This window comes from Prauserella isguenensis (genome assembly GCF_014191605.1).
Taxonomy (GTDB): Bacteria; Actinomycetota; Actinomycetes; order Mycobacteriales; family Pseudonocardiaceae; genus Prauserella; species Prauserella isguenensis.
The window spans coordinates 711286-724447 of record NZ_JACHWU010000002.1 but is presented as its reverse complement, the minus strand read 5'-3'; the positions used below and the strand labels follow the sequence as shown (position 1 = coordinate 724447).

The following is a 13162-nucleotide window of genomic DNA, read 5'->3' as shown; positions in this document are numbered from 1 at the left end:
TCCGGCGTGGCACGGGTAGAACTCGGGACGGACACGGCAAGGAGGTGCGGTGATGCCCGGACGTCAGGAACTTCCCGACACGGTGCGGCGGTCGCCGGAGAAGGCGCAGCGCACGTGGATCAAGGCGCACGATTCGGCCGTCGAGGAGTACGGCGAGGGCAGGCGGGCTCATCAGACGGCGTTCGCCGCGCTCAAGCACAGCTACGAGAAGGTCGGCGACCGGTGGAAGCCCAAGAGCGGCAAGGGTCCGTCCGACAAGCAGGCCGACAAGGGTGGCGCGGGCCGGAAGCGGCAGTACAAGACCGCGGGCGGCGTCGATGCGAACGCCAGTAAGCAGCATCTCTACGAACGCGCCAAGGAACTGGGCGTCGAAGGCCGTTCGACCATGAGCAAGAGCGAGCTGGTCGACGCGCTCCAGAAGGAGAGTGGACGCCGCACCCGCTCCCGGTGACCGGCGATGCGGTGGGTCAGGTCTTCTTCGCTCGGCTCGGCGCCACTCGGGGCGGTTCGCCGGGCTGTTTCGGATACACCGGGGGCCACGGTGCGTCCATCAGACCCGAGGCCAGGTCCCGCCGCGACAGCTCCATCAGCGGTTCGAGAGACTGCGGCCGCTCGCCGACACCGGCCCACGGATCACCGCGGTCGGCCACCATGCCGGGCACCGTCGCGATCGTGAGTTCACGCGGGTCGACGTTCGCCAGCTCGTCCCAGGTGATCGGCGCCGACACCGGGGCGTGGGCAGCCGGACGCACGCACCAGGCACCGAACACCGTCTTGTGCGGTGCGTTCTGGTTGAAGTCGACGAACACGCGCTGCCCTCGCTCCTCCTTCCACCACTGCGCCGTGATCAGCTCGGGATGGCGCCGTTCCAGTTCACGCGCGAGGGCCACGGCGGCGGCGCGCACGGCGTAGCTGTCCCACCGCGGCTCCAGGCGCACGTACAGGTGCAGTCCGCGCGAGCCCGTCGTCTTGATGACCGGTTCGATGCCGAGCTCGCCGAGCAGGGCACGTGCCCGCACGGCCGCCTCACGCACCTGGGCGAACGTGACACCGGGGGAGGGGTCGAGGTCGATCCGCAGTTCGTCGGCCACCTCCGGGGCCGCGGCGAGGTACGGCCAGACGTGGAAACCCAGACAGCCCAGGTTCACCGCCCACAGCACGTGGGCGAGGTCGGCGGCCACCAGCGCGTCACTGGTCGTGCCGTTCGGCGTGGCCACGACCGTCGTGGTGAGCCAGTCCGGCACCGAGGCGGGAACGCGCTTCTGGAACCACGATTTGCCGCCTGCGCCGTTCGGGTAACGCTCCATGAGCAGCGGCCTGCCACCGAGCGTCGCCAGCAGCGGCTCCGCGATCGACTGGTAGTAGCGCACCAGGTCGAGTTTCGTCTCGCCGCGTTCGGCGAAGAACTCCTTGCCCGGGCTGGAGATCGTGACCGGCGTGGTCCGCCCGTCCGGGCCCGGGACCTCGACGGTCACGGAGTCCTTCGCGGCGGGGCTCATGCCGGAGCCGCCTCGTCGAACAGCGCCGTCAGCTCGGTGGGCGGCACTTCCTCCAGCTGGGCGTACGTGCACGAGGCGGGGTCGCGGTCGGGCCGGAACCGCACCAGCCTGCCGCCGTGGCGGAACCGCCCTGCCTGCAGGTGCTCGTAGCGCACTTCGGCGACCCGTTCGATCCGCAGCGGCTCCCACGACAGGTCTTTGCCCGCGCTCCACCGGCTTTGGCCGCCCGGCATCCGACCACCGTGAGCGGCCTGCGCAGCGGGGTCGGCCCAGTCACGCCACGGATGTCCGTCCAGCGCGCCAGGCCGCAGCGGCTCCAGCTCGTCGGCCAGCTCGCGCCTGCGCGCCGCGGTGAAACTGCTCGCCACGCCGACGTGGTGCAGCGTGCCCGCCTCGTCGTAGAGGCCCAACAACAACGAGCCGACGCCCTCGCCGTCCTTGTGCCAGCGGAATCCGGCCACGACGCAGTCGGCCGTGCGTTCGTGCTTGACCTTGCGCATGGTCCGCTTGTCCTGCCGGTACGGACCGTCTCCCGCCTTGACCATGACCCCGTCGAAGCCGGCTCCCTCGAAGCGGGTGAACCAGTCCTCCGCGACGTCGGCATCGCCGGTCAGCGGAGTCAGATGCACGCGCGCCTGCGCGGTGTCGAGGATGTCCTCCAGCCGCGCGCGACGTCGGGAGAACGGCTCCTCGGTCAGATCCTCGTCACCGAGCGCCAGCAGGTCGAACGCCACGAACCCGGCGGGCGTCTCCGCCGCGAGTTTGCGCACCCGGGAGGCCGCAGGGTGGAGGCGTTGCTGGAGGGCATCGAAGTCCAGCCCGCCCTCGCCGACGATCACGATCTCGCCGTCCACGACGCAGCGCGGCGGCAACGCCTCGCCGAGCAGCGTGACCAGCTCCGGAAAGTACCGCGTCAACGGCCGGTCGTTGCGGGAGCCGAGTTCGATCTCGTCGCCGTCGCGGAACACGACGCACCGGAACCCGTCCCACTTGGGTTCGTAGTACAGGCCGGGTTCGCGGGGGAGCTCACGCACCAACGTGGCGAGCATCGGCCGGACCGGCGGCATCACGGGCAGCTGCACGCACCGATCGTAGAACCGCCGGGCCCGTCCGGCACGGTGTTCCGCCGGCACGCGGTGAGCGGCGGGCGGTGTGCGGGGCAGGTCCGCCGCCTCCGGCGCGTGGGTGTGCGCCGGAGGCGGCCGGTGGCGAACCGGGCGTCAGCCGGCCCAGGCCAGTAACGACCCGTGGTGTTCCGAGCGGAGCTGCGCCAGGCCGCGCTCCTCGAGCGAGCGGACCCGTTTGCGCGTCAGCCCCAGCCTCCGGGCGATGTCCGGCACGGTGTGCGGATCGCCGTCGGTGAGGCCGTACCGCAACGCCAGCACCGTGGCCTCCTGGGCGGGCAGCGCCTCGAGGGCGGCGTTGAGCTCGCCGACCATCGACGAATGCTCGAGTGACTCGCTGACGCCGGGCACCGAGCCCGCCGTGACCAGGTCGCCGAGGGTCAGCTCACCCTCGTCGTCCACCGGGACGTCGAGGCTGGCCGTGCTCTGTCCCGCCTGCCGCAGCGCAAGGACACGCTCGACCGACATGTCCGCCGCCTGGGCGAGTTCCTCCACCGACAGGTTGTGCCGCCCCTGCGCCTCGAGGGTGCGCTGCAACCGGTCGAGCTTGGCGATCTGCTCGGCCGTGTGCATGGGCAGCCGGATCGTGCCGCTGAAGAACGCGTTGCCACGCTGAATCGCCTGCCGGATCCACCACATGGCGTACGTGGAGAACTTGAAGCCCTTGGCGTAGTCGAACTTCTCGACTGCGTGGATCAGGCCGAGATTGCCCTCCTGCACGGCGTCGAGGAGGGAGAGGTTGGAGTTGCGGTTCTTACGCGCAGCCGTGACCACGAGCCGTAGGTTCGCCTGCACCATGTGGTCCTTCGCCGCCTCGCCGTCCCGCACGATCTGCTCCAGATCACGACGGTCGGCGGGCAGCTCCGTGGACCCGGACGGCGCCGTCGGGGTGGCGGCGCCGTCCGGGCTCGTCGAGGTGTCGGCGGTGCCGCGGTCGTCGTGACCACGGTCGGCCCGGCGGAGCAGTTCCGCGGCGTAGACGCCTGCCTCGATGCGCTTGGCCAGGTCGATCTCCTGCTCGGCGGTCAGCAGCGGCGTCCTACCGATCTCGTCGAGGTAGACACGGACCAGGTCGGCGTCTGCCTCGCCGCTGCCCGTTGCGCGCGTGCGGCGGGTCGGGGTCTTGGTGGCTTCTGCCAATCGTTGTCACCTCTTTCCGTTATGACAACGCTTGTCAGTCGTGTGGCATTCCGCCCCGGAACGTGGCGCGGTACACGCCGGGGGAGACGCCGACCACATCACGGAAGTGCGCCCGCAGCGAGGCGCCCGTGCCGAAGCCCACGTCCCCGGCGATCACGTCGACCGGCCGGTCCGTCTCCTCGAGCAGCACCCTGGCGCGTTCGACACGTTGCCGGGTGAGCCACCGACCGGGCGAGCAACCGGCCTCGGCACGGAAGCGGCGGGTGAACGTGCGCACGCTCATCGACGAGCGGTCCGCCAGCTCGCGTAACGACACGGGCCGGTCGAGATGTTCCAGCGCCCACTCCCGCGCCGCGGCGGTGGAGGCGCCGGCCGCCTCGGGCACCGGCTGCGCCACGTACTGGGCCTGCCCGCCCTCGCGGTGCGGCGGTACGACCGTCCGCCGGGCCACGTCGGCCGCCACCGCCGCGCCGTGGTCGCGCCGGATCAGGTGGAGGCACAGGTCGATGCCGGCGGCCTCGCCCGCGGACGTGAGGACGTCGCCGCCGTCGGTGAACAGCACGTGGGGATCCAGTTCGAGGTGCGGGAACCGCCTGCGAAAGGCGTCGGCGGACTGCCAATGGGTCGTGGCGCGGCGGCCATCGAGCAGCCCCGCGGCGGCGAGCACGAACGCGCCGGTGCAGATCGAGGCGATCCGGGCGCCGGGCCGGACGCGGGCGAGCGCGGCCGCCAGGGCCGGGCCCAGCGGGCCACCCGTCTCCGGCTGCCCCGGCTGTTCCGCCGCGGGCACCACCACCGTGCCCGCGGCGTCGATCACCTCGGGCCCGTGCGAGACGTGGATGGGGAAATCGGCGTTGGTCGGAACCGGGCCGGGCTCGGTCGCGCACGTCACGACGTCGTACAGCAGCGAGCCCGCGCCCGGGCCGGACTGGCGGCGGGCCGAGCCGAACAACTGGTGGACGAGGCCGAGTTCGAGCGGCATGACTCCGGGCCGCACGAGTACGGCGACGCGGTGCGGCCGATCGCGGCGGAGCTCCGCATCAGCTGACATGGCCTGATTCTTCCACATAGTGGCCTTCGGGTCACTTACTCCGTCGTCGAATCCGGCGCATTCTGGCCCGGCGCACCTACTGGCGACGATTCCTGAGGAGACACACGGTGATCACACTTCTATTCGTGGCGGGCCTGGTCCTGGTACTGGCGGGGATCGGGCGGGCAGTACGTCATCCTGGGCTTCCGGTGGCTGTGGAGCCGGCGTTCGCCCGCCACGTCGTGACGGGTGTGGCGGTCCTCTGGCGCATCGGGCTGGCCGGCAGCGAGGTCCACGACCGGGTCGACGGCGAGGCGACGCGACGGCGTGTCGCCCCCGACGACATGGCTTGATTCTTTCGAGGGATGACCGATCAGCCACTGGACTGGAAAAGTGGACCGGTCGAGGCTGGGGGCATGAACGTACTGTGGATTCACGCTCATCCCGAACCGCGGTCGCTCGGCGGCATGCTCGCCACCGAGGGCAGGCATGCGCTCGTCGAGTCCGGCCACGCCGTGACCGTGTCCGACCTGTACGCGATGCAGTGGAACCCCGTGGTCGGTGCGGCCGACTTCGGGCACGACCCGGCCCGCCGGCTACGGGTGGGCTCGGCTTCCCGGCGTGCCTACGACGCGGGCGAACTCAGTGCCGACATCGCGGCCGAACAGGAGAAGCTCCGCTGGGCGGACGCGGTCGTGCTGCAGTTCCCGCTGTGGTGGCTCGGGCCGCCCGCGATCCTCAAGGGCTGGCTGGACCGCGTGCTGGTGCACGGCTTCGGATTCGGGGTCGCCGACCCGGCGACGGGCCGTGTCCGTCGCTACGGCGACGGCGAGCTGGCGGGCAAACGTGGTCTCGTCGTGACGACGATCGGTGCCAGGGAGAGCTCGTTCGGTCCCCGTGGCATTCACGGCGATCTCGAGGACGTGCTGTTCCCCCTGCACCACGGCGTGTTCTGGTACACGGGCATGGCGGCTCTGCCGCCGCTGGCGATTCACGGCGCCGACCGCGCCGACGAGGGCGCCGCGGCTCGCGCCGCGACCCGGCTCCGGCGCCGCCTGGCCGGGCTGGCCTGCGACGAGCCGCTGCCGTACCGGAGCGAACACGGCGGTGGTTACGACGAGGATCTGGTGCTCCGGCCCGAACTCAGCCCGGGTCGATCCGGCCTCGCGGTCCACTACCGGTGAACGCCTCCGGGAGAGACGGTGGCCGCGTCGATGGCAGGCCGGATCCCAGTGGGCCGGCCTGCCACTGCAGGCGTTCCGGACGTCAGTGTGCGATCGGGGTGCGGTCGACGGTTCCGGCCGTCCGGTCCATTCGGTCCGCGTTGGCCTGGCCGATGTGCCACAGGATCACCATGCCGGTCACGACGTGGCGGGCGAACGCCGGCTCCACGTCGAACGGCAGTCCCGGGTAGCGCACCGTCCGCCCGATCCCTGCCAGCACCAGGACCAGTCCCAGCATGAACAGGAGTGTGGTCACCATTGCGTCTCGTCTCCTCGCGGGTCGTACTCGATAGGGGTGTCATGGACTAGAATGCTCCGAATACTGGACTGGAGTAAGTACCAATGGCACGAGAATTGGACCGTTTTTCTCGCGGGGGCGAGCTGGTCGCCGTGCTCGGTGACTGGACTGCCGGCGACGGGCCGCTGTACCGCAAACTCGCGGACGCGGTGGCCCACGCCGTTGACGAGGGTGCGCTGGCAGCCGGACGGCGGCTGCCGTCGGAGCGCGAACTGGCCAAACTACTGGCCGTCAGCCGGGCCACGGTCGTCGCCGCATACGAGGAGCTCGAAGTTCGCGAGCTGCTGGAACGCAAGCAGGGGAGCGGCACGCGGATCAGCGCGGCGGCCCGTGCGGTCCCGGCCGACGGTCGGGTGAGCGGCGGCCGGGCGGCGGCGACGTTCCAGCGGCTCATCGACGGTCCCGGCTCGGTCATCTCCCTCGCCTGCGCCGCCGACGCCGGCGTGCCCGAGGTCGCCGAGGCGCTCGAGGAGGTCGCCCGTTACGACCTGCCCTCGCTGCTCGGCGACCCGGGCTACCAGGTGCGCGGCCTGCCCGCGCTGCGCGAAGCCGTCTCCGAGTACTACACCGGCCAGGGCCTGCCCACCGCGCCGGACGAAGTGATGATCACGACCGGCGCTCACCAGGCGCTCGTGTTGCTGTCGGAGGTGTACCTGCGCGGCGCGGCGACCGTCGCGGTGGAGGCGCCCAGCTGGCAGCCGTGCCTCGACGTGTTCCGCGACGCGGGCGCCGGCGTCGTGCCGGTGCCGCTCGACGACGAAGGGATCGACGAACGCCGCCTCGCCGCGGTGCTGGCCGAGCACAGGCCGTCGGTGCTGTACGTGATGCCGACCTTCCACAACCCCGCCGGTGTGCTGATGTCGGATCGCAGGCGCCGCCGCGTCGCCGAGCTCGCCGCGCGGTACGACGTCGCCGTCATCGAGGACAACGCCTACGCAGGCTGCATCCTCGCCCGCGAGAACCCACCCGAGATCCCGGCGCCGCTGTCGGCGTACCTGCCCGCGGGTGCCGAATCGGTCGTCGTGGAGTCGCTGAAGGCGGTGTGGGGCGGCCTGCGGATCGGCTGGATCCGCGGACCGCGCGGCCTGCTGCAGCGGTGCGCCCGCCGTAAGGCGCTCGCCGACCTCGGGGGCCCGCTGATCGAACAGGCCGTCGCGGCACGCCTCTTTCCGCGGCTGCCCGAGATCGTCAAGACCGGCTCGATCGAACGCGCCGAGCGGTGCGACCACGCCGAGCGGTTGCTCGCCGAGCACCTGCCCGGGTGGACGTGGCGCACGCCCGACGGCGGGTCGTCGCTGTGGCTCGCTCTGCCGGAGCGCGACGCGGACGTGTTCGCCCAGATCGCGCTCCGCCATGGGGTCGAGGTCATCCCGGGGTCGACGATGGACCCCACCGGTGCGCACGACAACTATCTGCGGCTGCCGTTCATGCAGGAGCCCGAGGTGCTCGACGAGCTCGTGCGCCGCCTCGCCGACGCGTGGGGCGACCTGATGCGCCACGGCCCCGGCGAGGAGGAGCCCCGCGCCCGCACCATCGTGTGAGCCCCGGGCGCCGTCGTCGACGTCGCCGTTCGAACGCCGCGATGTTGCCGGGCCGTTTCGCGCCGCGCACGAGGCCGTAGGGAACTGTGGGGCGGTCGGCGACGTTGCACGGGAGGGCCCGCCGGGCACCCTGGTCCCGGCCGGTGCGGGAACGCGCCCGCCGCCCGACATCCGCCCGCCGCCTTCGAGGAGCCGCCCGGTGCCGAGAATCGCTCGTCAGACGGTGTCCGCATTCGCGGCCGGACTGACCGCCGTCGCCGCCGACCTCGTCGTCGCGTTCGGTGGCAAGCCCGGTCGCTATCCCGGGTCACCGCAGTTCCGTGACGGTGCGTTCCGCAACCCCGAACCGGTGCACTGGGTGCCGCCGGGCAGTGTGCGTGAGGCGGTCGGCGACATGATCCGCGGCCGCAGGAGTCGGCGCCCGGCGGGATCCGTGCCGCGCAGGGGCCTCTCCGGGCCCGCTCCGGAGGACCGGCTGTACGTGACGTGGTTCGGCCATGCCTCCACCTTCGTCGAACTCGACGGCGCGCGCGTGCTCGTCGATCCTATGTGGAGCGACCGCGCCTCGCCGTCGCGGTGGCTCGGCCCGCGCAGGTTGTTCGCACCGCCCCAGCCACTGACCGAGCTGCCCGAGCCCGACGTGGTCCTCATCTCCCACGACCACTACGACCACCTCGACATGCGCACCGTCCGCGATCTCGCGCGACTGACCACCGCGGTGTTCGTCGTGCCGCTCGGCGTCGGAGCGCACCTGCGCCGGTGGGGCGTGCCTGCCCAGCGGGTCACCGAACTCGATTGGCACGACGAGACGCGCCTCGCGGGCCTGCGGATCACGGCTACGCCCGGCGTGCACTTCTCGGGGCGGTCCTTCTCCCGCAACAACACACTGTGGGCGTCGTGGGTGCTCGCGGGGGAGCGGCATCGGGTGTTCTACAGCGGGGACACCGGCTACTTCGACGGCTTCGGCCGTATCGGCGAGGACCACGGCCCGTTCGACCTGACCCTCGTGCAGGTGGGCGCCTACGCGCCGAGCTGGCCGGACATCCACATGACGCCCGAGCAGGCGGTGGCCGCGCACGTGGACGTCGGCGGCAGGCTCCTCGTGCCCGTGCATTGGGGCACGTTCGAGCTCGCTCCGCACGGCTGGGCCGAACCCGTCGACCGCGCCCGCAAGGAGGCCGTGGCGCGCGGCGTCGCACTCGTCGTGCCGAAACCCGGCGAGCGCGTCGACGTCGCGTCCCCGCCCGAGCTCGACCCGTGGTGGGAACCCCTCGCCTGATCCGCCGCGCGTGTTCTGCACCCGGACAGCCGTGTTGCAGTTCTGGGAGATCGTGGTGCAGTTCCGAGGGACCGTGTTGTGGTTTCCGGGGCCGGCGTGCCGCGGCGTCGCGTCCGGAGCCGGTCCCGTGGTCACCCGGGGCTGCGGAGGTCCCAGAGGTTCCCGGACACATCACGCCACACCGCCACCCGGCCGTACGGCTCCGTCCGAGGAGGACGCACGAACTCGACGCCGGCCGCACGCATGCGCTCGTAGGCCGCGTCGAAGGCCTCGGCGTCGTCGACGTCGAGGAACAGGCCGACCCGGCCGGCGAACTGCTCGCCGACCGCGGCCCGTTGTTCCGTGCCGTCGGCGCGCGCGAGCAGGATGCCGGTCTCCGCGTGCGGCGGGCGCACGACCACCCAGCGTTTCGGCCTGCCGTCGTTCGTGGTCGCGGGCGAATCCTCGACGAGGTCGAATCCCACGGCGCGCACGAAGAAGTCGATCGCCTCGTCGTAGTCGTCGACGATGAGCGACACGAGTCCCAACCTCATGCGCAGAGGCTAGGCCGTCCTCCGGAGCGTGGCGGCGGGCGCGTGCCCGAGTGCAGGACACGCGGGTGGGGAGATACTGCTAGCGTCCGGCGCGGCAGGCTGTCCAGGGTGTGGAGGCGGGCGATCGTGGGGGAATCGGGCAGCAGGTCGGGGGAGCTGCGGTTGCGGCCGCCGGTACACCGCGTGCATCGAACCGCCGTGACGTGGTGGCGTGCGCGAATCCTGCTCGCCGGTGCGGTGGTCGTCGCGGCGCTTGTCGTGGCGGCGGTGCTGCTTCCCGGAGTGGTGCGGCCGTGGCTGCTGGTGCCCGCGGCCGGGTTCGCCGTCGTGACCGTGGTGACGGCCGTGGGGATGCCGGCGTGGTGGTACCGCGTGCACCGCTGGGAGGTCACCGGCGACGCGGTCTACACCCGGACGGGCGCGCTGTGGCAGGAGTGGCGCGTCGCACCGATGTCGCGCATCCAGACGGTCGACAGCGATCGCGGACCCCTCGAGCAGCTTTTCGGCCTGGCCACCCTCACCGTCACGACCGCGTCGGCGAGAGGTGCGCTGCGGATCCCCGGTCTGGACCACGGCGTCGCCGCCGACCTCGTGCAGGAACTCACCGAGACGACCCAGGCGACACCGGGCGACGCGACATGACCGGGCGCGACGACCCCGCACGCGACGACCCCGCGTCCCGGTACGGGTGGCGACGGCTCGACGCCCGCACCGTCCGGGCGAGCGTGGTCACCGTCGCCGGGATCTGCGTGGCCGCGGGGGTGCCGACCGGCCTCGGGATCGCCTCGGCGTCGGTGTTCTGGGCACTCGTCACGGTGCTGCCCGCCTCGGCCGCCGCCCTGGTCGCCACGGTGGTCGTCGAGCGCGTGCGCCTGCGCAGGACCCGCTATCGCGTGTCCGCCGACCGGGTCGAACTCGTCAAGGGCATCGTCGTGCGCAGCCGCAGGTCGGTGTCCCGTGAGCGCATCCGCACCGTGGACCTCACCGCGGGACCACAGGTACGGATCTTCGGCATCGTCACCGTGAAGATCGACACCGGCGAGGGCGGATCCGCGGGCGGTTCCGTGTCGCTCTACGCCGTGGGACGCGAGGAGGGGGAGCGGCTGCGCGCCGAGCTCCTCGACCGCGGACGCGGCGACGGCGAACCCGCCGCCGACGGACGGCTCGCCACGTTCGCTCCCCGTTGGGTGCGGTACGCGCCGCTGTCGGTCCTCACGCCCGCGCTCGGTGCCGGCGCCTACGGGGCCGTGTTGCAGGTCGCGCAATGGTTCGATCTGCAGGCGGGTGTGATCACCTGGACGGCGGGTCTGCTGGGCGGACTCGGTCTCGTCGGCGCCCTGGCCGTGGTCGTCGCCGCCGGTGTGGTGATCGGCGTGGTCGGCTCGCTCGCGCTGTTCGTCGAGATGTGGTGGAACTTCCGCCTCGACCGCGAACCCGGCGGCACGCTGCGGGTCCGCCGCGGCCTGCTGACGGTGCGGTCGATCTCCCTCGAGGAGCAACGCCTCCGTGGGGTCGAGCTCGTCGAACCGCTCGGGGTGCGCACGGCGGGCGCGGCGCGGGTCGACGCGGTCGCGACCGGTCTGCGGTCAGGGGGCGACGACGACAAGGCCGACCGTAAGACCCTGCTCCCCGCCGCGCCCCGTGGCGAGGCCGACCGGGTGGCCGCGGCCGTGCTGCGTGAGCGCACCGGCCCGACGTCGGCTGCGCTGACACCGCATCCGCGGGCCGCACGCGGCAGGCGCATCCGTTGGGCGCTGGCCGGTGCGGCGGTCCCGGTGCTCACGCTGACGGTGCTCGGCGGACTGCTGTCGTCGGCGGTCCTGCTGCACCTGGCGTGGATCAGTGCGGTACTCGGCGTGCCGGTAGCCCTCGCGCTCGCCGTAGACGCGTATCGCAACCTCGGCCACGGCCTGAACGGTGACTACCTCGTGGCACGGCACGGCAGCGTGCGCCGCAGCACCGTCGCCCTGCAACGCCGTGGCGTGATCGGACTGAACGCTCGCCAGTCGCTCTTCCAGCGTCGCCGCGGGCTGATGACGATCACCACCACGACCGCAGCGGGTTCCGGCGCATACTCCGTCCACGACGTGGGCGCCGCCGAGGGCCTCGCTTTCGCGGACGAGGCCGTTCCGGGGCTGCTCGGTCCGCTGCTCGAACACGCCTGACCGGTTCGCATCGGTGGGACCGGACGCCCGGCGGGAGTAGCGTGACGATCATGAGCGCTACCCGTCGTCACGCGTTCGGCGCCGCGTTCGACGTCCCCGTCGGGTACGTCAACACGCCGAGCATCGGCATTCCGCCCGCCACCGTGGCCGACACCGTCGCGGCCGCCGTCGACCGCTGGCGCACGGGCGCGGACGACCCGCCGGACTTCACCGCCGCCGTCGACGCCTCGCGCGCGTCGTTCGCCGACCTGGTGGGCGTTCCGGCCGATCGGGTCGCCGTCGGCGCCACCGTCGCGGGGCTGCTCGCCCCGGTGGCGGCGGGTCTGCCCGACGGGGCGCGGGTGCTCGCCGCGACCGGCGAGTTCACCAGCGTGACGTTCCCCTTCGCCGCACAGGAGCATCGCGGCGTGACCGTCGAGACGGTGCCGGTCGCCGAGCTCGCCGAGGCCGTCGACGGGCACGAGCTCGTGGTGGTCGCCGTGGTCCAGTCCGCCGACGGTACTGTCGCCGACCTCGCCGCGTTGCGCGCCGCCACCGCCGAGGCCGGGATCGCCGTGGCGCTCGACGTCACGCAGGCGGCCGGATGGTTGCCGCTCGAACTGGACTGGGCCGACTGGGTCGTCTGTGCGGGCTACAAGTGGCTGTTGAGCCCGCGCGGTGCGGCGTGGCTCGCCGTGCATCCGCGGGCGCTCGACCGCGGCAGGCCCGTGGGCGCCAACTGGTACGCGGGGGAGAACCCGTGGGACACGGTGTACGGTCTGCCGCTGCGCCTGGCCGCCGGTTCTCGGCGGTTCGACGCCTCACCGGCGTGGCTGGCGTTCATCGGCGCCGCAGCGGCGCTCGACCACCTCGCCTCGCTCGACCGGGACGCCGTGTACGCGCACTGCATCGGGCTCGCCGACGCGTTGCGCGGTGAGCTCGGCCTGCCGCCCGCGGGCAGTGCGATCGTGTCCGTGGACGTCCGTGCCACGCCGGAGCGGCTCTCCCGCGCGGGCCTGCGCGGGAGTATGCGTGCGGGCAGGTTCCGTCTGGGATTCCACCTGTACAACACGTGGGAGGACGTCGATCTGGCGGTTGCGGCCCTCCGCTGACGCCGGATCGGCTACCGTCACGGGCCGTGCCAGGACAGCAGCCGCAGTTACCCGGATCGAGTGGACAACAGCCTGGACCGGTCTACGGGCATCACGGACCGCATCCACAGCGGTCCGGACCGCAGGCCGCTCCCGCGGGCCCGTCGGGGTCGTCCGGCCCGGCCGCTCCCTCCGGCGGTGTTCCGCGCGGAACGCCCACAGCAGCCGGACCGCCGGTCGCGCCCGGACGGCCCGCGGTG

The 13162-nt window shown here is 72.4% G+C and carries 14 protein-coding genes; 8 read left to right on the top strand and 6 right to left on the bottom strand.

Annotated features, from left to right (window positions below; translation table 11 throughout):
• Positions 1-52: 52 nt before the first annotated feature.
• Positions 53-451 (top strand): ChaB family protein, encoded by a 399-nt coding sequence (locus FHS23_RS11860; protein WP_183653174.1) that lies wholly within the window; start codon positions 53-55, stop codon positions 449-451.
• Between the two features lie 16 nt (positions 452-467).
• Here the strand turns inward: FHS23_RS11860 and ligD are convergent, their stop codons facing one another.
• The 4 genes from ligD to FHS23_RS11840 all read right to left on the bottom strand — a co-directional run bounded on the left by ligD (position 468) and on the right by FHS23_RS11840 (position 4814).
• A complete protein-coding gene (ligD, locus tag FHS23_RS11855) occupies positions 468-1499 on the bottom strand; it encodes a non-homologous end-joining DNA ligase (RefSeq protein ID WP_183653171.1) in 1032 nt (343 codons plus the stop codon).
• The gene (locus FHS23_RS11850; RefSeq protein WP_183653168.1) at positions 1496-2581 is read right to left on the bottom strand and encodes an ATP-dependent DNA ligase; all 1086 of its coding nucleotides are present in this window, start codon (positions 2579-2581) and stop codon (positions 1496-1498) included. Before FHS23_RS11850 ends, ligD begins: the two co-directional genes overlap by 4 nt.
• 138 nt (positions 2582-2719) lie before the next feature.
• Positions 2720-3763 carry a sigma-70 family RNA polymerase sigma factor gene (locus FHS23_RS11845; protein ID WP_183653165.1) on the bottom strand — a complete coding sequence of 348 codons (1044 nt, stop codon included), beginning with the start codon at positions 3761-3763 and terminating at the stop codon, positions 2720-2722.
• 34 nt (positions 3764-3797) lie between these two features.
• Positions 3798-4814, bottom strand: a complete 1017-nt coding sequence (locus FHS23_RS11840; protein ID WP_221219338.1) for a GlxA family transcriptional regulator — start codon at positions 4812-4814, stop codon at positions 3798-3800.
• Positions 4815-4921: 107 nt separating this feature from the next.
• Between FHS23_RS11840 and FHS23_RS11835 the strand changes: the two genes are divergently transcribed.
• A complete protein-coding gene (locus tag FHS23_RS11835; RefSeq protein ID WP_183653159.1) occupies positions 4922-5146 on the top strand; it encodes a hypothetical protein in 225 nt (74 codons plus the stop codon).
• A gap of 63 nt (positions 5147-5209) precedes the next feature.
• Complete coding sequence (locus FHS23_RS11830) at positions 5210-5977, top strand: NAD(P)H-dependent oxidoreductase (protein ID WP_183653156.1); 768 nt, start codon at positions 5210-5212, stop codon at positions 5975-5977.
• 82 nt (positions 5978-6059) lie between these two features.
• Here FHS23_RS11830 and FHS23_RS11825 read toward each other — a convergent pair whose 3' ends face one another.
• Positions 6060-6275, bottom strand: coding sequence for a hypothetical protein (locus FHS23_RS11825; RefSeq protein ID WP_246381945.1), 216 nt, complete (start codon positions 6273-6275; stop codon positions 6060-6062).
• Between the two features lie 83 nt (positions 6276-6358).
• Here FHS23_RS11825 and FHS23_RS11820 point away from each other — a divergent pair, with 83 nt between their 5' ends.
• Complete coding sequence (locus FHS23_RS11820; RefSeq protein ID WP_183653153.1) at positions 6359-7855, top strand: aminotransferase-like domain-containing protein; 1497 nt, start codon at positions 6359-6361, stop codon at positions 7853-7855.
• 199 nt (positions 7856-8054) lie between these two features.
• The gene (locus tag FHS23_RS11815; RefSeq protein WP_343053848.1) at positions 8055-9134 is read left to right on the top strand and encodes an MBL fold metallo-hydrolase; all 1080 of its coding nucleotides are present in this window, start codon (positions 8055-8057) and stop codon (positions 9132-9134) included.
• Positions 9135-9265: 131 nt separating this feature from the next.
• On the opposite strand, the gene FHS23_RS11810 is transcribed toward FHS23_RS11815, so the two are convergent.
• Positions 9266-9667: a VOC family protein gene (locus tag FHS23_RS11810; protein ID WP_183653150.1), complete on the bottom strand. Its 402-nt coding sequence runs from the start codon at positions 9665-9667 to the stop codon at positions 9266-9268.
• Positions 9668-9850: 183 nt separating this feature from the next.
• Between FHS23_RS11810 and FHS23_RS11805 the strand changes: the two genes are divergently transcribed.
• From FHS23_RS11805 to FHS23_RS11795, 3 genes are read left to right on the top strand one after another with little or no spacing between them, the layout of a single operon-like run.
• Positions 9851-10309 carry a PH domain-containing protein gene (locus FHS23_RS11805; RefSeq protein ID WP_343053847.1) on the top strand — a complete coding sequence of 153 codons (459 nt, stop codon included), beginning with the start codon at positions 9851-9853 and terminating at the stop codon, positions 10307-10309.
• Positions 10306-11832, top strand: a complete 1527-nt coding sequence (locus tag FHS23_RS11800) for a PH domain-containing protein (protein WP_183653130.1) — start codon at positions 10306-10308, stop codon at positions 11830-11832. The genes FHS23_RS11805 and FHS23_RS11800 overlap by 4 nt, the downstream gene beginning before the upstream one ends.
• Before the next feature lie 50 nt (positions 11833-11882).
• Positions 11883-12923: an aminotransferase class V-fold PLP-dependent enzyme gene (locus tag FHS23_RS11795; RefSeq protein WP_183653116.1), complete on the top strand. Its 1041-nt coding sequence runs from the start codon at positions 11883-11885 to the stop codon at positions 12921-12923.
• Positions 12924-13162 lie beyond the last annotated feature (239 nt).